The organism is Jidongwangia harbinensis (assembly GCF_020216025.1).
Taxonomy (GTDB): Bacteria; Actinomycetota; Actinomycetes; order Mycobacteriales; family Micromonosporaceae; genus Actinoplanes; species Actinoplanes harbinensis.
In genome coordinates this window covers 423,663-442,084 of sequence record NZ_JAIWNC010000002.1, presented here as the reverse complement: position 1 = coordinate 442,084, position 18,422 = coordinate 423,663, and the positions used below count along the sequence as shown (strand labels likewise).

The 18,422-nt window shown below is 71.2% G+C and carries 18 protein-coding genes; 6 read left to right on the top strand and 12 right to left on the bottom strand.

Annotated elements, in window-relative coordinates; all coding sequences use genetic code 11:
- Nucleotides 1–13: 13 nt before the first annotated feature.
- The 4 genes from metK to LDL48_RS04485 form a co-directional block, all read right to left on the bottom strand.
- Nucleotides 14–1,207, bottom strand: a complete 1,194-nt coding sequence (gene metK / locus LDL48_RS04500) for a methionine adenosyltransferase (protein ID WP_225253695.1) — start codon at nucleotides 1,205–1,207, stop codon at nucleotides 14–16.
- 91 nt (nucleotides 1,208–1,298) lie between these two features.
- Complete coding sequence (locus LDL48_RS04495; protein WP_225253694.1) at nucleotides 1,299–2,654, bottom strand: DMT family transporter; 1,356 nt, start codon at nucleotides 2,652–2,654, stop codon at nucleotides 1,299–1,301.
- A gap of 137 nt (nucleotides 2,655–2,791) precedes the next feature.
- A complete protein-coding gene (locus LDL48_RS04490) occupies nucleotides 2,792–3,223 on the bottom strand; it encodes a hypothetical protein (protein WP_225253693.1) in 432 nt (143 codons plus the stop codon).
- Between the two features lie 46 nt (nucleotides 3,224–3,269).
- Nucleotides 3,270–4,160, bottom strand: coding sequence for an AraC family transcriptional regulator (locus LDL48_RS04485; RefSeq protein ID WP_225253770.1), 891 nt, complete (start codon nucleotides 4,158–4,160; stop codon nucleotides 3,270–3,272).
- A 93-nt stretch (nucleotides 4,161–4,253) separates the two neighbouring features.
- Between LDL48_RS04485 and LDL48_RS04480 the strand changes: the two genes are divergently transcribed.
- Nucleotides 4,254–5,186 (top strand): NAD(P)/FAD-dependent oxidoreductase, encoded by a 933-nt coding sequence (locus tag LDL48_RS04480; protein WP_225253692.1) that lies wholly within the window; start codon nucleotides 4,254–4,256, stop codon nucleotides 5,184–5,186.
- Between the two features lie 48 nt (nucleotides 5,187–5,234).
- Here the strand turns inward: LDL48_RS04480 and LDL48_RS04475 are convergent, their stop codons facing one another.
- Complete coding sequence (locus tag LDL48_RS04475; protein ID WP_225253691.1) at nucleotides 5,235–6,203, bottom strand: glycoside hydrolase family 6 protein; 969 nt, start codon at nucleotides 6,201–6,203, stop codon at nucleotides 5,235–5,237.
- Nucleotides 6,204–6,432: 229 nt separating this feature from the next.
- Between LDL48_RS04475 and LDL48_RS04470 the strand changes: the two genes are divergently transcribed.
- On the top strand, nucleotides 6,433–7,443 hold the full coding sequence (locus tag LDL48_RS04470; protein WP_225253690.1) for a LacI family DNA-binding transcriptional regulator: 1,011 nt from the start codon (nucleotides 6,433–6,435) through the stop codon (nucleotides 7,441–7,443).
- Nucleotides 7,444–7,474: 31 nt separating this feature from the next.
- Here the strand turns inward: LDL48_RS04470 and LDL48_RS04465 are convergent, their stop codons facing one another.
- Nucleotides 7,475–9,067 carry a methyl-accepting chemotaxis protein gene (locus tag LDL48_RS04465; RefSeq protein WP_225253689.1) on the bottom strand — a complete coding sequence of 531 codons (1,593 nt, stop codon included), beginning with the start codon at nucleotides 9,065–9,067 and terminating at the stop codon, nucleotides 7,475–7,477.
- 26 nt (nucleotides 9,068–9,093) lie between these two features.
- Nucleotides 9,094–10,185: a multiple monosaccharide ABC transporter substrate-binding protein gene (gene chvE, locus LDL48_RS04460; protein WP_225253688.1), complete on the bottom strand. Its 1,092-nt coding sequence runs from the start codon at nucleotides 10,183–10,185 to the stop codon at nucleotides 9,094–9,096.
- A 196-nt stretch (nucleotides 10,186–10,381) separates the two neighbouring features.
- Here chvE and LDL48_RS04455 point away from each other — a divergent pair, with 196 nt between their 5' ends.
- The gene (locus LDL48_RS04455) at nucleotides 10,382–10,789 is read left to right on the top strand and encodes a response regulator (protein WP_225253687.1); all 408 of its coding nucleotides are present in this window, start codon (nucleotides 10,382–10,384) and stop codon (nucleotides 10,787–10,789) included.
- Here LDL48_RS04455 and LDL48_RS04450 read toward each other — a convergent pair.
- The 4 genes from LDL48_RS04450 to LDL48_RS04435 all read right to left on the bottom strand — a co-directional run bounded on the left by LDL48_RS04450 (nucleotide 10,772) and on the right by LDL48_RS04435 (nucleotide 14,372).
- A complete protein-coding gene (locus tag LDL48_RS04450) occupies nucleotides 10,772–11,668 on the bottom strand; it encodes a carbohydrate ABC transporter permease (protein WP_225253686.1) in 897 nt (298 codons plus the stop codon). The two genes, LDL48_RS04455 and LDL48_RS04450, sit on opposite strands and share 18 nt — an antisense overlap.
- A complete protein-coding gene (locus tag LDL48_RS04445; RefSeq protein ID WP_225253685.1) occupies nucleotides 11,665–12,621 on the bottom strand; it encodes a carbohydrate ABC transporter permease in 957 nt (318 codons plus the stop codon). The genes LDL48_RS04450 and LDL48_RS04445 overlap by 4 nt, the downstream gene beginning before the upstream one ends.
- Before the next feature lie 9 nt (nucleotides 12,622–12,630).
- A complete protein-coding gene (locus LDL48_RS04440) occupies nucleotides 12,631–14,004 on the bottom strand; it encodes an ABC transporter substrate-binding protein (protein WP_225253684.1) in 1,374 nt (457 codons plus the stop codon).
- 161 nt (nucleotides 14,005–14,165) lie between these two features.
- Nucleotides 14,166–14,372 (bottom strand): RNA-binding S4 domain-containing protein, encoded by a 207-nt coding sequence (locus LDL48_RS04435; protein WP_225253683.1) that lies wholly within the window; start codon nucleotides 14,370–14,372, stop codon nucleotides 14,166–14,168.
- A gap of 82 nt (nucleotides 14,373–14,454) precedes the next feature.
- On the opposite strand from LDL48_RS04435, the gene LDL48_RS04430 reads away from it, so the two are divergent.
- Nucleotides 14,455–15,273 (top strand): DUF1775 domain-containing protein, encoded by an 819-nt coding sequence (locus tag LDL48_RS04430; RefSeq protein WP_225253682.1) that lies wholly within the window; start codon nucleotides 14,455–14,457, stop codon nucleotides 15,271–15,273.
- 146 nt (nucleotides 15,274–15,419) lie between these two features.
- On the opposite strand, the gene LDL48_RS04425 is transcribed toward LDL48_RS04430, so the two are convergent.
- Nucleotides 15,420–16,355 carry a DHH family phosphoesterase gene (locus tag LDL48_RS04425; protein ID WP_225253681.1) on the bottom strand — a complete coding sequence of 312 codons (936 nt, stop codon included), beginning with the start codon at nucleotides 16,353–16,355 and terminating at the stop codon, nucleotides 15,420–15,422.
- Between the two features lie 153 nt (nucleotides 16,356–16,508).
- Between LDL48_RS04425 and zwf the strand changes: the two genes are divergently transcribed.
- Nucleotides 16,509–18,002: a glucose-6-phosphate dehydrogenase gene (zwf, locus tag LDL48_RS04420; RefSeq protein ID WP_225253680.1), complete on the top strand. Its 1,494-nt coding sequence runs from the start codon at nucleotides 16,509–16,511 to the stop codon at nucleotides 18,000–18,002.
- A 66-nt stretch (nucleotides 18,003–18,068) separates the two neighbouring features.
- Nucleotides 18,069–18,401 (top strand): STAS domain-containing protein, encoded by a 333-nt coding sequence (locus LDL48_RS04415; RefSeq protein WP_225253679.1) that lies wholly within the window; start codon nucleotides 18,069–18,071, stop codon nucleotides 18,399–18,401.
- Nucleotides 18,402–18,422 lie beyond the last annotated feature (21 nt).

Sequence of the window (18,422 nt, the reverse complement as noted above, 5' to 3'; positions counted from 1 at the left end):
GTCCGGCCGGGTGCTACTCGGTCACCGCGGCCTTGAGGTCGTCGGCGCGGTCGGTCCGCTCCCAGGTCAGGTCCGGCAGCTCGCGGCCGAAGTGCCCGTACGCCGCGGTCTGCCGGTAGATCGGCCGCAGCAGGTCCAGATCCCTGATGATCGCCGCCGGGCGCAGATCGAACACCTCGGCGATCGCCTTCTCGATCCGCTGCACCGGCACGTTCTCGGTGCCGAAGGTCTCCACGAACAGGCTCACCGGCTGCGCCTTGCCGATCGCGTACGCCACCTGGACCTCCACCCGCTCGGCGAGCCCGGCCGCGACCACGTTCTTGGCCACCCAGCGCATCGCGTACGCGGCACACCGGTCCACCTTGGACGGATCCTTGCCGGAGAACGCGCCGCCGCCGTGGCGGGCGTAGCCGCCGTACGTGTCCACGATGATCTTCCGGCCGGTGAGGCCCGCGTCGCCCATCGGGCCGCCGATCTCGAACCGGCCGGTCGGGTTGACCAGCAGCCGGTAACCCTCGGTCTCCAGGTCGAGGCCGTCCAGCTCGGGCCGGATCACGTGGTCGCGGACGTCCGGAGTGAGCAGCGACGTGAGCGAGATGTTCGGGGCGTGCTGCGCGGAGACGACCACCGTGTCGAGGCGGACCGGCCGGGCGCCGTCGTACTCGATGGTCACCTGCGTCTTGCCGTCCGGACGCAGGTACGGGATCGTGCCGTCCTTGCGGGCCGCGGACAGCCGGCGGGCCAGCCGGTGTGCGAGCGCGATCGGCAACGGCATCAGCTCCGGCGTCTCGGCGCACGCGAAACCGAACATCATGCCCTGGTCGCCGGCGCCCTGCGCGTCCAGCGCCGAGTCGACCGCACCGGTCCGCAGTTCGAGCGACTGGTCCACACCCTGCGCGATGTCCGGCGACTGGGCCCCGATCGACACGGTGACGCCGCACGACGCACCGTCGAAGCCCTTGCCCGACGAGTCGTACCCGATGGTCAGGATCGTCTCCCGCACGATCGCCGGGAGATCCGCCCAGGCCCTCGTGGTGACCTCGCCGGCCACGTGCACCTGACCGGTGGTGATCAGCGTTTCCACCGCGACCCGGCTGGCCGGGTCCTGGGCGAGCAACGCATCCAGCACGCCGTCACTGATCTGATCGGCGATCTTGTCCGGGTGGCCCTCGGTGACCGACTCGGAGGTGAACAGTCGACGTGCCACGGCACCATCCCTCGTTGTGACGGCTGGGGTTCGGCGGCCAGCATGGCAGGCGCCGATCGAGCCTCACTCGAGCGCGGAACGCGGCGGTGGATCAGAAGGTGGCCGGGGTCTCCAGGCGGTCGTCGGCGTCCACTTCCTCCGCCTCGACCGGGGGCTGCGCCCGGACCAGGGTGGTGAGCCCGGTCTCCCGGAGCTGGCCCATCAGGAACGCCCCGACGTTGATCACGACGACCGAGACACCCGCCCAGGCACCCGTGCGGTGGCTTTCCAGGAGCGCCGTCACCCCGGCGGCGTCGAGGACGCTGACGTCCGCGAGGTCGATCAGGATGGCCTCGGGGGCCCACCGCACGATCGCGGCCCGCACGGCCCCGGATATCTGGTCCGGGCTCTGGTAGGCCACCGTGCCGGCCACGGTGAGAACCACGGTGTGATCGGCCAGCAACTCGGCGTGTATCAACGACGACACCCGCTGATGATGGCACAAGATCACGGTCTGGTCCTCCGGGGATTGCTCCGGGTGCTGATCCGACCGCGCCGGTTCCGGCGTCCGGGGGGCCGACGGGGCAGGTCGTGCCGCCGCCGGACGGGGCCGGGGCGCCGGCCGGACATCACCCGTTCGGGGCGGACCGGCCGGAGCCGAGGTACGAACCGCCAGCCCGATCACGCCACGGGTGGCGAACGCCGCGGCCACCAGGGCCAGCAGCGCACCGGCGAGCCCGAACCGGAAGCCCTCGCCGAGCAGCAGGATGCCGACCGCCGTGGCGACCACCGGGTTGGCCACGCTGACCATCGCCAGCGGCGCCGCCAGACCGCCGCCACGGTAGGAGAGCTGGCCCAGCAGCAGGCCGCCGACCGCGAGGACGGTGATCGCGGTCAGGGCCGGCACCGAGGCGGCACCGATCCCGCCGGCCGCGATGCCCACCGTCTGCGTCTTGATCAGTACCGACGCCACCCCGAACGCCGCGCCCGAGGCGCCCGCCAGCAGCAGGCTGCGGGCCAGCGGGGACGAGGTGACCCGCGCGGTCCAGGCGAGCAGCGCCACCCCGCCGACCGTGACGGTGACCAGCCACCAGCCGGCGCCGCCGGTGAGGACCGCGGGGCCGTCCGGTGCGGCGGTCAGGGCCAGGATCCCGGCCAGCCCGGCCACGGTGAGCCCGGCGTCCCGCCAGGCCCCGGCGGTGACCCGGACCCGGGTGCGGACGGCCGCGATGGGCAGCGCGAACAGCAGGGTGAGCGCACCGAGCGCCTGCACCACGCCGACCGTGCCGTACCCGAGCGCGATCACGTGCAGGCCCGCGCCGGCGCCGGTGAGGGTCAGCGCGGTCAGCCAGCGCGGCACGCTGCGGTGACCGGCGGCGGCGAGTCGTTCCTGCACCACGGCCGCCGCCGCGTAACTGACCGCGGACAGCACGGAGAGCGCGACCGCGATTCCGAGGGCGCTGGTCATGGCCGGATCCCGGTGGGCGCGAGGCTGCTGTGGCTCATGCTCTTCAGCGTGCCGTCGATCGCCGCGGACCGCGTCATCCCCACGTAGGCATCTGCGATACCACGGAAGTAGTACGCCGGACGCGGCCCGCCGTGCGGTCAGCCGCAGTTGCCCCACGGGCCGGTGTAGTTCCGGCCCCCGGAGTAGCCGAAGTAGCGGACGCACTTTCCGGCGCCGGCCTGCTTGACCGGGCCGGCGTAGTAGGCGTACCGGCCGGTGTCGTAGGCCCACGACGAACCGGCGACCCGCAGGCCGGCGGTGATCTTCGTGGGCCGGCCGACCGCCGCGGTCTTGATCGTGACGACGCAGTTGGTCCGGCCGTTGAACAGTTGATAGACGGTGGCGCCGGGCAGCGCGTGCGCACGCTGCACGCCGTACCCGCTGCCGCACACCTTCCGCGGGGTGTACGGGTTGCCGGCGGCGCTCGCCGGCAGGGACGTACCGCCGAGCAGGAGTCCGGTCGCCGCGACCGTACCGCCGAGGACGCGGAGAGCCTGCCGTGGCCACCGGCGCCTGGTGCTGTTCGTCATCGTGTTTCCCTTCTTACCGATGAGCGGTTTAGCACCTTATGTCCGTTTACTGCGCACCGGAAACCTGCCGCTCCCGGAACCGCCCCGGGGCCGTGCCGAACTCGCGGCGGAACGCGGCGGCGAAGGCGTACTCGGTGGCGTAGCCGACCTGGCGGGCGATCGCGGCCAGCGGCTCGCCGGTGTCCCGGAGCAGGCGCGCGGCGCAGTTGAGCCGCCAGCCGGTCAGGTACCGCATGGGCGGCTCGCCGACCGACGCGGTGAACCGTCTCGTGAAGGCGGCCCGGGACAGGCCGGCCCGGTGGCCGAGCTGCGTCACCGTCCACCGCGTCTGCGGGCTGTCGTGGATGGCGCGCAGCGCGACGGCGACCGCCGGGTCGGTCATCATCAGCCGGCCGTGCTCCGGCCGCCGGGCCAGCCACCGGCGCAGGGCGTGCACGAGCATCAGGTCCAGCAGCGCCGGCCAGGTCACCCCGGCGCCGGGCCCGGACCGCAGCCCGTCGGCGTCGAACAGGTCGGCCAGGGCCCGCAACCGCTCCGGCTGGTCGCCGTCCGCGGGCACCACGATCGGATCGGGCAGCGCGGCCAGCGCCGGATGCGCCGGGCCCCGCTCCAGCCGGTACGCGCCGCAGAGGAACTCCACGTCGGCCGGCCCGGGCTCGGGCGGGTCCAGGCCCAGGGCGACCGGGGGGAGATCGCGGAGCCGGGCGGGTGCCGCGCTCAGGCCGTGGTCCGCACCGGACGTGATCAGCACGACGTCACCCGGGCGCAGCGCGACGGGCGGTGCGTCCGCGCTGATCAGCCAGGCGGTTCCGCGCAGGATCAGGTGGAAGCCGCTGCCGGTCAGACCGGCGTACCCGATGCCCCAGGCGCCCGATCGGCGGAACCGCCGCACGGTGCCGCGCCCGGCCCGCAGGCTCGCGACGGCCTGACCGATCATGTCCACCGCGCGATGCTACCGGGGCACAGGCGCGTATCGGCGCGAGCGGATCCCGCATGGTCCGGCCGGCCACCGGCTGGTTCGGTGGTACCCATGACGGAGACTGCGGGACAGGTGTGGGACGCCATCGTGGTGGGCGGCGGCGCGGCCGGCCTGAGTGCGGCGCTGACCCTGGGCCGGGCCCGGTGCGCCACGTTGCTCATGGACGCGGGCCGGCCGAGCAACCTGGCCGCCGCGGGCATCCGCGGCCTGCTCGGACAGGACGGGCGGGCGCCCGCGGAGTTCCACGCCGCGGGCCGCCGGGAGCTGGCCGCGTACCCCGCCGTCCGGTTTCGGGGCGGGGAGGTCGTCCGGGGCGAACGCCACCACGACGGCAGCTTCACCGTGACGCCGGCCGACGGGCGCGGCGAGCGTACCCGCAGCGTGATCCTCGCTCCCGGGATGCGGTACCACCATCCCCGGCTGCCCGGGATGGACCAGCGCTGGGGCGGCTCGGTCTTCCACTGTCCGTTCTGCCACGGCTGGGAGGTCCGCGACCGGCCGCTCGGTGTCCTGGCGACCGGCGCGGTCGGCGTACACGGAGCCCTGAACCTCCGGGCCTGGAGCCGGGACATCACGCTGCTGACCAACGGCAGCGCGCTGACCGGGCCGCAGCGGGACCTGCTGACCGCCGGCGGCGTGGGATGGGACGAGCGACCGGTGGCCGCACTCGACGGTCCCGGCACCGAGCTGCGCGCCGTGGTGTTCGCCGACGGTACCGAGCTGGCCATCGGCGCCCTGCTGGTCAAGGCGTACCTGTACCAGCGGTCGCCGCTGGCCGGGATGCTCGGCGCCACGGTCCGCGAACCCGACGAGATGCTGGGCGTCGAGGCGGTCGAGGTGGACGGCATGTGCCGGACCGCGGTGCCGGGGCTGTACGCGGCCGGCGACGCGGCCACCGCCGTACCGCCGTCGGTGGCCGCGGCCGTCGCGTCCGGTCATCTGGCGGGCGCGAGCGCCGCCGTGCGGCTGGCCGCCGGTTACTGACCTGTGCCGTCCCCGCACCCGGTCCGGCCCGCCGCACGGCTCTCCGGGTCAGTGCCCGTAGATCATCTTGTAGGCGACCTCGGGCAGGAACTGCCCGGCCGTGGATCCCCCGCCGACACCGCAGTTGCCGTCGGACTCACCCGGGGTCTTGAGCCACAGCAGCATCTCCGCGCCGCCGCCCATCTGGGTCGGGGTGCCGATCCGGCGGCCGGCCGGGTTGCACCATTGACCGTTGGCGCCGTTGCCGTTGCGGCTGGTGTCGATCACGAACGACTTCTGGTGGCCCAGCCTCTGCAGCTCGCCGACGAGACGGTTGCCGTAGTTGGTGTTCTCGCCGGTCGTGAAGTAGTTCGACACGTTCAGCGCGAAGCCGCGCGCGTTCCCCACGCCGGCCTGGTTGAGGCGCTGCGCCATGGTCGGCGCGTCGACCCAACCGGGGTTGCCGGCGTCGAGGTAGGCCCAGGTGTTCGGCGCCTTGGACCGGAACTGGGCGACGGCGCGGGAGAGCATGCCCACCCGTTCGCTGATCTGCGTCTGGTTCATGCAGTTGAAGTCGCCCAGCGCGTCCGGCTCGAGGACCACCACGGCGGGCCGGTTGCCGATCGCGCCGGCGAACGCGCTCATCCAGGCGTCGTAGGCGGCGACGCTGCCGGCACCCCCGCTGGAGTGGCCGCCGCACGCGTCCCGGCCGGGAAGGTTGTAGGCGACCAGGAGCGGAAGCTTGTCCACGGCGTCCGCGGCACCGACGTATCCGCCGACCGCGCTCGTGATGTCGCCGCTCCAGTTGCCGAACCAGCTGGCCATCGGGCGCTGGGCGATCTCGGTCCGGATGGCGGCCGCGCGGCCGTCACCGGAGTTGGCGGCGACCCAGGACGCGGGGCTGGAATTGGGATTCACATAGAACCCGCTGGTCTGGCTGATCGGATCGGCGTGGGCAGCGGGCGCGCTGAGCAGGACCGCGGGGACGGCCAGTGCCAGCGCGGCGGCGAGCGCCCGGGAACGGGTGGGCATCTTCATCGACAACTCTCCTAAGACTGGAAGCGCTTCCAGCGTCATCCATCTATGCCTGTCGATCTGATGCTCGGTAACACAACTGTAAAAGTCAAGCACACTGGTGAATATCCCGCCGAGCGCTCCGGACCACACTGGGACCGCTTCCAGACCGCATCGACGCCGCCGCCGGGGGTGGATACCATCGATCAGCCCGGGCCTGCCCGGCGGGCGACAGGAAGGGCTCGGCATCGAGATGGCAGCGACACCTCGGCGGCAACCCACCCTCGACGAGGTGGCCGAGCGCGCCGGGGTGTCCCGTTCGGCCGCCTCGCGGGTCATCAACAACGCACCGCACGTCAGCCGCGCCACCCGCGACGCCGTCGAGAAGGCCATCAAGGCACTGGGCTACCTGCCCAACCGTACGGCCCGGGCCCTGGCCACCCAGCAGACCGGGATCGTCGCCCTGGCGGTCTCCCACGACGATCCCGAGCTGTTCGCCGACCCGTTCTTCGCCCAGGTCATCGTGGGCGTGTCGGCGGCGCTCGAGGACACCGACCTGCACCTGCTGCTGTGCCTGGCCAGCTCCGGCCGGGGCCGGTCCCGGCTGACCAACCTGCTGCACACGCGCGGCGTCGACGGCATCATGCTGATGGCGCTGCACGGCGACGATCCGCTGACCCACATCGTGCGCCGGGCCGGCCTGCCCGCGGTGTACGGCGGGCGGCCGTTGCACGCCGAGCCGCAGTGGTACGTCGACTCCGACAACCTCGGCGGCGCGCGTCTCGCCACCGAGCACCTCATCGGCCTCGGCCGCACCCGGATCGTCACCATCACCGGCCAGATGTACACCGACGTCGGCGAGGCCCGCTACCGCGGTTACCGCGAGGCGATGATCATGGCCGGGCTCACCCCGCACGGCACGGCGGAGGGCGACTTCACCGAGGCCAGCGGCGCCGCGGCGATGAAGGTTCTGCTCGACCGCCACCCCGACCTCGACGCGGTGTTCGCGGCCAGCGACAACATGGCGGCCGGTGCCCTGCGTGTGCTCGGCGACGCCGGCCGGCGGGTACCGGCCGACGTGGCGGTGGTGGGTTTCGACGATCTCGCCATCGCCGAGCGCACCGAACCGCCCCTGACCACGGTGCACCAGTCGATCCAGGCCCTCGGCCGGGAGATGACCCGGATGCTGATCGGGCTGATCGCGGGGCAGGAACGCTCGTCCATGATCCTGCCCACCCGGTTGATCCGCCGCGAATCCGCCTGACCGCGGGCGCCGCGGAGCCGGGTGGCACCCGTCAGAACCGGAAGTGGCTCACCAGCGACTGCAGATTGTGCGCCATCGCGCTGAGCTCGGTGACCGCCTGCCGGGATTGTGCGATGCCCTCCGTGCTGACCTGCGTGGCGGTCGCCACGCCGGTGATGTTCGCCGCGATGTCGCCCGCTCCGGACGCGGCCATGGCCACGCTGCGGCTCATCTCCTCGGTGGTGGCGGTCTGTTCCTCGACGGCGCTGGCGATCGTGGCCTGATAGTCGTTGATCTGGGCGATCACGGACGTGATCTCGCCGATCGCCTCCACCGCACCGGCCGTGTCGCCCTGGATGGCCTGCACCCGGCGCGAGATGTCCTCGGTCGCCTTCGCGGTCTCCTGCGCCAGGTCCTTGACCTCGCCCGCGACCACCGCGAAACCCTTGCCCATCTCACCGGCGCGGGCCGCCTCGATCGTGGCGTTCAGGGCCAGCAGGTTGGTCTGCTCGGCGATGCTGGTGATCACCTTGATCACCGTGGCGATCTCACTGGACGACTCGCCCAGCTTGCCGACCTGTGCCGTGGCGGCTTCGGCGACGCCGACCGCCTGCGCCGCCACCCGGGCCGCCGCCGTGGCGTTGTGGGCGATGTCGCGGATCGACGCACCCATCTCGTGGGTGCCCTTGGCCACCGCGGACACGTTGTCGGACACGCCGGCCGCGGCGAGCGAGACGCCCTGGGCCTGACCGGCGGCCTGATCCGCGGACGACGACATGGTGTGGGAGGTGGACGTCATCTCCTCCGCCGCCGCGGCCACCGACTCCGCCGAGCTGGCCACCGAGGAGACGACCCGGCGCATGTTGGCCTGGGCCTCGGCGAGCGCCCGGGCCATCTGGCCGACCTCGTCGCGCCCGCGCGCCGCCGCCTCGACGGTCAGGTCGCCGCCGGCCATCGCCTGCAGCGCGCCGCGAACCCGCAGCAGCGGGCGGGTGATGGCGACGACCACGAGGCGGGCCAGGAGACACACGACCACCGCGGCGACCGCGACCGCGACCCACAGGACCCGCTCGGCCTGGGCCCGGCTGGCGTCGGCGGCGGCCTCGGCCCGCGCGACGGTGTCGATGAACAGCCCCCGCTCGTTGGCGAGCACCGCGCTGATCAGGTAGTTGTCGACGCCGATCTGCTCCCAGGACAGGCGGGCGCCCGCGGGGTCGGCGCCCGCCCCGGCCACGAACCGGTCGATGGTGGCGGTGTAGTCGGCCGCCACGCTCGTGATCCGCTGTACCGCGGCGGACAACCCGGCCGGCAGGCCGATCTTGTCGAGCCGGGTGAGCAGGTCGTTCGTCACGGCGACCCGGGCCTGAAGCACCGCGGTCTGCTGCTTCGGATCCTCCCGGATGACCGCCTGCAGTCCGTTGGCCTTCAGCTCGCTGGCCTCCCGGTCGAGCTGCAGGACCAGGGTGCTCGCCGCGTTGATGCGCTCCAGCTGCTCGGCCGTGCGGACCGCCGTCCGGTCGTTGACCACCGTCACGCCCAGGCAGGTGGCCAGCGCGATCAGGCTCGCGGCGACCAGCGTGGCCAACTTCGTGCGGATGGAAAGGTCCAGGAACCGGCGCAGCGGTCCCGCGGTGCGTACGTTCATCGTTCGGCTCGACCCGTCATCGCGTTTCACCCGGCCAGCTGGTCGGCGGTGTAGTAGCCGCCCTCGACCAGCACGCGCCGGTAATTGGACTTGTCCACGTTCACCGGCTGCAGCAGGAACGTCGGTACCACCTTGACGCCGTTGTTGTACTGCTTCGTGTCGTTCACCTCCGGCTCGCCGCCGGTCAGCAGCGAATTCGTCATCTGCACCGCGACCTTGGCGAGTTCCCGGGTGTCCTTGTACACCGTCTGGGTCTGTTCGCCGGACGCGATCAGCTTCACCGATTCGATCTCGGCGTCCTGGCCGGTGATGACCGGCAGCTTCCGCGCGCCGCCGTACCCGGCGGCCTGCAATGCCTCGAGGATGCCGCGGCTGATTCCGTCGTACGGCGACAGCACCGCGTCCACCCGCTCCTCCGCGAGCGGCCCGGCGAGCAGGCTCTCCATCCGCTTCTTCGCCACCGCGCCGTCCCAGCGCATCGTGGCCACCTCCCGGAAGCTGGTCTCCCCGCTGGCGACCCGCAGCTTGCCGGCATCCAGGTACGGCTGGAGCACGCTCATGGCGCCGTTGAAGAAGAAGGTGGCGTTGTTGTCGTCGGCCGACCCGGCGAACAGCTCGATGGTGAACGGGCCGTCCGCCTTGGCCAGACCCAGCGCGTCGACGATGAAGGCGGCCTGCAGAACGCCGACCTTGAAGTTGTCGAAGGTCGCGTAGTAGCTCAGGTCGCCGGTGTCGCGGATCAGACGGTCGTACGCGATGACCGGGATCTTCGCGGCCGCGGCGGCGGACAGGACGTCCTTGAGCGCACCGCCGTCGATGCTGCCGACGACCAGCGCCTTGGCACCCTTGTCGATCATGGCTTGCAGCTGGCTGATCTGGCCGTTGACGTCATCCTCGCCGTACGCCAGTTCGGTGCGGTAGCCGAGCAGTTCGAACTGCCGGACCATGCTCTGCCCGTCGCCCACCCAGCGCGGCGACTTGGTGGTCGGCAGCGCGATGCCGACCATCCCGCGATCCGCCTGCACGACCTGCACGTCCGGACTGCCACCACAGGCCGTGCCGGTGGCGAGAACCAACACGGCGGCGACGAACCACGGCAGCGCTCTGGGCACCGGCATTCTTCCCCCACTTCCACCGTCGCCAGCCCGTGCGGCGCGGCCTATCTACCCGTTCGGCGCCGTACCGCTCCGGCTGAGCGCCAAGCCGGATTTCGGGTGGAAGACCGGCCGGATGAATGTCCGGCGAACAGCTCAGCCGGAGATCGCGCCGGCCGATGGGACTTCGTGGCTTCACCTCCTCCGAAGGGCGACTGAAATGCTGGCTCTCGTGGTCGACGACTCCAGCACGATGCGCCACATCCTGCAGCGCATCGTGGGCGGGCTGGGCTTCGCCGCGTACGAGGCCGGCAACGGGCAGGAAGCCCTGGACCTGCTGGTGGAGATTCCCACCGTGCCGGACGTCGCGCTGATCGACTGGAACATGCCGGTGATGGACGGGCTCGAGCTGATCCGCCACGTCCGCAAGATGCCTCCGCTGCGGGACATGTGCATGATGATGGTGACGACCGAGGCCGAACACAGTCAGATGGTGCGCGCGCTGGCCGCCGGCGCCCACGAGTACGTGCTCAAGCCGTTCACGCCGGAGATCATCCAGCAGAAGCTGGCCTATCTCGGCCTGGTCCGCCCGCAGCCCGCCCCGGTGCCGCTACTTCACCGAACCTAGGGACAGCCCCTGGACCAGCTTGTCCTGGGCGGCGAACCCGGCCACCAGCACCGGCAGGGACACCACGAACGCGGCGGCGCACAGCTGCGCCAGGAACAGTCCCTGACTGGTCACGAAGCTGGTCAGGAACACCGGCGCGGTCTCCGCCACGGTGGCGGTGAGGACCCGGGCGAAGAGCAGCTCGTTCCAGCTGAAGATGAAGCAGATCAGCGCGGTCGCGGCGATGCCGGGCAGAACCACCGGGGCGATCACCGACCGGAGCGTCCTGGTCAGCCCCGCGCCGTCCATCGCCGCCGCCTCCAGCATCTCCACCGGCACCTCGGACAGGAACGAGCGCATCATCCACACCGCGATCGGCAGGTTCATCGAGGTGTAGAAGACGATCAGCAGCCAGATGTTGTCCAGCAGGCCGGTGTTCTGGGCGAACAGGTACAGCGGCAGCAGGCCGGCCACCACCGGCAACATCTTGGTGGACAGGAAGAAGAACAGCACGTCGGTCCACTTCTTCACCGGCTTGATGCTGAGCGCGTACGCGGCCGGGAAGGACAGCAGCAGCACGAGCAGGGTGGAGACCAGGCTCGCGGTCAGCGAGTTGAGCAGCGGCGGCCACGGGCTGGCGCCGCCGGAGAAGAACTCGCGGTAGCCCTCCAGGGTGAGCGGCGCGAACACCGCCGGTGGATTCTGCGCGGCGTCGGCCTCGGAGTGGAACGAGGTCAGCACCATCCACGCCACCGGCAGCACGAACAGGATGCCGGTCACCCAGGCGAGCAGCGTCAGCCACACTCCGCCGCGTTCCCGCCGCTTCTTCACCGGCGCGCCCCGCTCGTCGCGGGTGGCCGGCACCGGCCCGGTATCCGTGACAGAGGCATTCACGCTCATCGGCCGGACTCCTCTCGGAACAGCGACGACACGGTGCGCAGCGCGAGCGTCGCGATCAGGATCGTGCCGATCACCACGATCACGGCGGCCGCGGAGGCGCGCCCGTAGTCGTGCGCGTTGTAGAAGATCGTGTAGATGGTGTACGGCAGGTTCGCGGTGCCGAGCCCGCCGGAGGTGATGGTGAAGACCGCGTCGAAGTTCTGCACGATGTAGATCGAGCCGAGCAGCGCGCCGAGCTCCAGGTACTGGCGCAGGTGCGGCAGCGTCATGCTGCGGAAGATCTGCCAGGTGCTGGCGCCGTCGATGCGGGCGGCCTCGATCACGTCGAGCGGGCGGCCCTGCAGACCGGCCAGCAGGATCAGCATCATGAACGGCGTCCACTGCCAGACCAGCGCGAAGATGACCGACCACAGCGGCATGTTGCTGATCCAGTCCGGCTGCGGCGGATCCGCCCCGAACAGCCCCCAGATCCACGTGAGCGCGCCGTTGAACAGGCCGTACTCGGGGTTGTAGAGCGCGTGCTTCCAGAGCAGCGCGGCCGCCACCGGAACCACCAGGAACGGCGCGATCATCATGGTGCGGACCGCGCCGCGGCCCCGGAACTTCCGGTCCAGCAGCAGCGCGATGCCCAGGCCCAGCAGCAGGCTGATCAGCACCACGCCGGCGGTGAGCAGGATGGTGGTCCAGACCGCGTCGCGCATGTTGATGTCGGTGAAGACCCGGACGAAGTTGTCGAAGCCGGCGAAGCCCCGCTCCTCCGGGTAGTACGCGTTCCAGTCCATGAACGAGATGACCAGCGTGGCGACGAACGGCAGCTGGGTCACCACGATCATGAAGATGAGTGCGGGCAGCAGCGGCGCCCGGCGGGCCCAGGCGGTGGCCCGGCGAGCCGATCCGGGCTGCGGCGCCGGGGTGCCGGCCCGGCTGTCGGTCTGTTCGGCCACGGACGTCATGGGCGCACCTCAGCCTTCCTCACGCGACTTGTAGCGTTCGGCGACGTCCTCGGCGAGGCGCTGGCCGCGGTCGAGGGCTTCGTCCACGCTCATCTGCCCGGCGATGGCCGAGCTGACGTACTGCGAGACCTGCGTACCCAGGTCGGTGAACTCCGGGATGTCGACGAACTGGATGCCGATCGCGGGGCGCGGCTGCACGCCCGGATTGCGCGGGTCGGCGCCGGCGATGGCGTCCCGGGTGGGCGCGGCGAATGCGGACGCCACCCGCAGGTAGTCCTGGTTCCGGTAGGTCGAGGCGCGCTTCCCGGCCGGCACGCTGGACCAGCCGACCTGCTCGCCGACCAGCCGCTCGTACTCGGCGCTGGAGGCCCACGAGATGAACTTCCAGGCGTTGTCCTTCTTCTCGCTGGCCTGCTGGATGCTCCAGGACCAGGCGTACAGCCAGCCGGAGCTGGGGGTCTTCTCCACCGGCGCCGCGACGTACCCCATCTTGCCCTTGACCGGCGAGTCGGCGGCCTCCAGCGATCCGGCGGCGCTGGTGGCGTCGTACCACATCGCGGCGTTGCCCTGCACCAGGTTGTTCAGGCACTCGGTGAAGCCGGCCTGCGGTGCACCGACCTCGCCGTGCGCCCGCACCAGGTCGACGTAGAACTGGGTGGCCTGCCGGAACTCCGGCGCGTTCACCTTCGGCGTCCAGTCCTGCTCGAACCAGGTCCCGCCGAACGTGTTGACCACGGTGGTCAGGGGCGCGAACACCTGGCCCCAGCCGGGCTGGCCGCGCAGGCAGATGCCGGCCATGCCGGGCACCTTGCCGTCGATCTGGGCGGCGATCCGGGCGACCTCGGTCCAGGTGGGACGGGCCGGCATCCGGACACCCTGGGCGTCGAGCACGTCCTTGCGGTACATCAGGAAGGAGGACTCGCCGTAGAACGGTTCGCCGTACAGCTTGCCGTCGTCGGCGGTGAGCGACTCGGTCATCGGCGCCAGGATGTCGGCCTGGTCGAACGCGGTGTCCGCGGCGACGTAGTCGTCCAGCGGTGCGATCCATCTACTCTTCGCGTAGATCGGGATCTCGAAGTTGGACAGCGACGCGACGTCGTACTGTCCGGCCTGGCTGGAGAACTCCTGGCTGATCTTGTCGCGGACGTCGTTCTCCGGCAGCACGGTGAAGTTGACGCCGATGCCGGTCTCCCGGGTGAAGTGTTCGGCGGTCAACCGCTGCAGGTCGATCATCTGCGGGTTGTTGACCATCAGCACGTTGATGCTGTTGGCTCCGCCGTCCCCGGCCGAATCGCCGCCCCAGCCGGCGCAGCCGGTGAGGGCCACGGCCAGAACGGCGGCGGCGGACGCGGACAGAGCGGCACGTGCGTGGGCACGAGACATGCGGCCTCCCCGGCGAGGCGGTCACCGACTGTGTGATGCCGGTAACACATCGGTCATCAGTACATGCCTGTGATCGACTGAAGTCAACCATCGGTCACGGCTTGCCAGGGAATGCCCGTTCGGGCACGCTTCGCGTCCGATGTGGAGTGGAAATCGGGCGCTCAGGCCACCCGGGCCCCGTGCCCGCGCACCCGCACGACGTCGCCGCGGTGCAGTTGGCGGCCGCGGCGCAGGTCCACCTCGCCGTTGACCGTGACGTCGCCGGAGGAGATCAGGATCTTGGCCTCGCCCCCGGTGTCGATCAGGTCGGCGAGCTTGAGGAACTGCCCGAGTCGGATCATGTCGCCGTCGATCGGCACGTCACGCATGACCTCATCCTCCCCCGGCCGGCCGGCGGAAAAAATCCGGGCGAGGTTGAACCATTCGCGCGCCCGATCCGAACTACCTCGCGTGAGCCGAAATCTCCTCGCGCGCCGGGCTGGTGTGCTCGCCGTCGCGGTCACCGCCGCCGTCCTGGGCGCGGCCGCGCCCGCCGCCGCCGACGTGACCGTGGAGCCGCCCAGCGCGGCACAGGGCAGCGGCGCCAACGTCACCTTCCGCGTGACGAACACGGCACCCACCGCGATCACCAAGGTACGGCTCGTGCTGCCGAAGGACACCCCGGTGGCCGAGGTGTTCCCGCTGTCGGTGCCGGACTGGGCGCCGCAGATCGAGAACATGAAGCTGACCAAGCCGCTGACCAGCATCCACGGCGGTACGCCGGTGACCGAGACCGCCGCCGCGATCACCTGGATCGCGGCCGGTGGACGCAACCTCGCGCCCGGGAAGTCGACCGAGCTGAGCGTGGCACTGGGCCCGTTGCCGATGGTCAGCCAGATGCGTTTCACGCTGGAGCCGACGTACGCCGGCGGCAAGCCCGGCCCGGCGCTGCCCGCGGCCACGCTCACCCTCACGCCGTCGGACGGCCAGCAGGCGCCCGGGCACACCTCGGGGCACGGCGGCACCGGGCCGGCCACCGAGGACGAGCAGTTCGCCGAGCTGGTCGGGCAGGCACAGGCCGAGGACGGCGGGGGCGGCTTCTGGTCCGCGGCCGGCTGGATCGTCGCCGCCCTGGCCGGTGCGGCCGCCGTGGTGGCGCTGATCCGCGGGCGCCGGCGGGGTGCCGGGCCGGCGGAGGCGCCGGCCGCGGAGACGGAGCCGGCGGACGCCGGCGAGCCGGTGGGCGCCGGCGCCAAGGTGGGCGCCTGGAGCTACCGGGACGGCCCGTAACTCCGATTGTCCCGCGCAGGTGGGCGCGGGTGTCGTGCGAAGCGCGTGGGGCGCGGGTCACGACGGGCGGGTGGGGCCACAGGGCATGGCCCACGACCCGCGCACGACGGGGCGGGAAGACCACTTCCCGCCCCGATGTGCGCCTGCTAGACGCTGACCGGCCGGGGCGTCTTCAGCGCGTCGAGCAGCTCGCCGAGCACCCGTTCGGACTCGGTGTGCGGGACCTGGCAGGTGCCGGCCGCCAAGTGGCCGCCGCCGCCGTAGCGCAGCATCACCTCGCCGATGTCGACCGGTGAGGTCCGGTCGAGGATCGACTTGCCGCAGGCGAACACCGTGTTCAGCTTCTGCCGCCCCCAGATGATGTGGATCGACACCCGGGACTGCGGGTACAGCGCGTACACCATGAACCGGTTACCGGCCTGGATCAGATCCTCGTCGCGCAGGTCGACCACCACCACGTCGCCCTCCACCCGGCTGACCCGCTGCAGCTGCTCCACGAACATCGCCGAGCACGCCTGGTAGAGGTCCACCCGCTCGGCCACGTCCGGCATCTTGAGGATCTCGTCGATGTCCATCTGGATGCAGGCGTCGATCAGCAGCATCATCAGCTGGTAGTTGGAGATCCGGAACTCGCGGAACCGGCCCAGGCCGGTACGGCTGTCCATCAGGAAGTTGAGCAGCGTCCAGCCGGTCGGATGGAGGATGTCCTCCATCGAGTAGGCGGCGGAGTCGGCCTGGTCCACGGCGCGCATCAGGTCGTCCGGCACCTCCGGGAAGCGCTCCGCGCCGCCGAAGTGCTCGTAGATCACCCGGGCGGCGGACGGCGCGTCCGGGTTGATCACGTGGTTGTTCTTGTTGCCGGTGTTACGCAGCGTCTCGGAATGGTGGTGGTCGAAGACCATGTGCGCGTCCGGGGCGTACGGGAGATTCGTCAGGATGTCACGCTCAGTGATTTCCGTCGTCCCGTCCTGCACGTCCTTGGGGTGCACGAACGTGATGTCGTCGATCAGGTCCAGGACTTGCAGCAGGACGGCACAGACCAGACCGTCGAAGTCGCTGCGGGTCACAAGGCGGTACTTCACGAGACTCCCCCTCACATGGCTTCTACCCCAATATGCCACTTTTATGGCTATGGACCTTGTCGCATCGGCGTACCGGAATGAACCGTGACCCGCAGCGCCCCCGTAAGGTTCAGTCAGACGCTCGAGACGCCCGGCCGGAGGACGAACGCACCCATGGACACCGCCCCACAACTCGCCCAGGAGCGCAGCGCCCCACCCGCCACTCTGGTGATCTTCGGGGCGTCCGGCGACCTGACCCGGCGCAAGCTCATCCCGGCCGTGGAGAGCCTGGCCCGGCACCACCGCATCCCCGGCGAGTTCGCGCTCGTCGGCGTGGCCCGCACGGCGATGAACGACGAGCAGTTCGTGGCGAAGGCGCTCGGCGACAAGGGCCTGCGCGACATGCCCCAGCTGCAGGGCGGCATCCGGTACGTGCCCGGCGGGTACGACGACCCGGACACCTACAAGCGGCTCGCCGAGGTCCTCGACGAGCTGGACGCCCAGCGCGGCACCGCGGGCAACCGCCTCTTCTACCTGTCCACCCCGGCCGAGGCGTTCGAACCGGTGATCAACGGCCTGGCCGGTGCCGGGCTCAACCACGCCCGCGAGGGCGCGTTCGCCCGCCTGGTGATCGAGAAGCCGTACGGCAACGACCTGCACACCGCCCGCAAGCTGGACGCCGTCGTGCACGCCGCGTTCGACGAGCCGCAGGTCTTCCGGATCGACCACTACCTGGGCAAGGACACCGTCCAGAACGTGCTGGCGCTGCGCTTCGCCAACTCGATCTTCCAGCCGATCTGGGACCGCTCCTGGGTCGACCACGTCCAGATCACGGTGGCCGAGACGCTCGGCGTGGGCACCCGCGGCGGCTTCTACGAGCACGCCGGCGCGATGCGCGACATCGTGCAGAACCACGTCCTGCAGGTGCTCGCGCTGGCCCTGATGGAGCCGCCCGCCTCGTTCGACGCCGAAGGGCTGCGCAACGAGAAGGTGAAGCTGCTCCAGGCGGTGCGGCTGCCCACCAACCGCGACGTCGCCGACCTGGCGGTGCGCGGGCAGTACACCCGCGGCGGCACCCGGAGCGACCTGATGGCCGGCTACCGCGAGGAGGAGGGCGTCGACCCGCTCTCGCGCACCGAGACGTACGCGGCGATGCGGCTGAACGTGGACAACTGGCGCTGGGCCGGGGTGCCGTTCTACGTGCGTACCGGCAAGCGGCTGCCGGCCCGGGTCACCGAGGTGGCCCTGCAGTTCCAGCGCCCGCCGCACCTGCCCATCCCGACCGCCCAGCTGACCGAGCTGGACGCGGACGCGCTGATCCTGCGGATCCAGCCCAACGAGGGCATCTCGCTGCGCTTCGGCGCCAAGGTGCCGGGCCACTCGTTCCGGGTGCGCACCGCGAGCATGGACTTCTCCTACGACCAGACGTTCCGCGAGGAGTCGCCGGAGGCGTACGAGCGGCTGCTGCTGGACGCCCTGGTCGGCGACCCGACGCTGTTCATCCGCTCCGACGAGGTGGAACAGTGCTGGCGGATCGTCGACCCGATCATCGAGCACTGGGCGAACGACCAGTCGCCGATCCCGACGTACGAAGCGGCGTCCTGGGGCCCCACCGACGCGGACCGGCTGATCGGCCGCAGCGGCCGCAAGTGGCGCAACCACATCTGAGTCAGGTCCCGGTCTCCCCCGCCTGCGGATTTCGGCCCGCGGGCGGGGCTGACCTAGGGTGGAGCCATGCAGGTATCGGTCGCGCACCACCCACCCAACACGGCCGTACTGGTTCTCCGCGGATCGCTCGACATCGACACCGCGCCGGCGCTGAAGGCGAATCTGAACCGGCTCGTCGAGCGCCCCAGCCCGCGGGTGGTGGTCGACCTGTCCGGGCTCGACTTCTGCGATTCCATGGGCGTCGGCGTGCTCGTCACCGCGCACGGCCGGGCCCAGGAACGCGGTGGCTGGGTGCGCCTGGCCGCGCCGTCCGGCTTCCTGAGCCGGCTGCTCACCACGCTCGGCCTGACCGACTACCTGTCGCTGCACCCCGACGTCGACACGGCGCTGGCGGACTGACCCACGCGGAAGGGGTGCCCC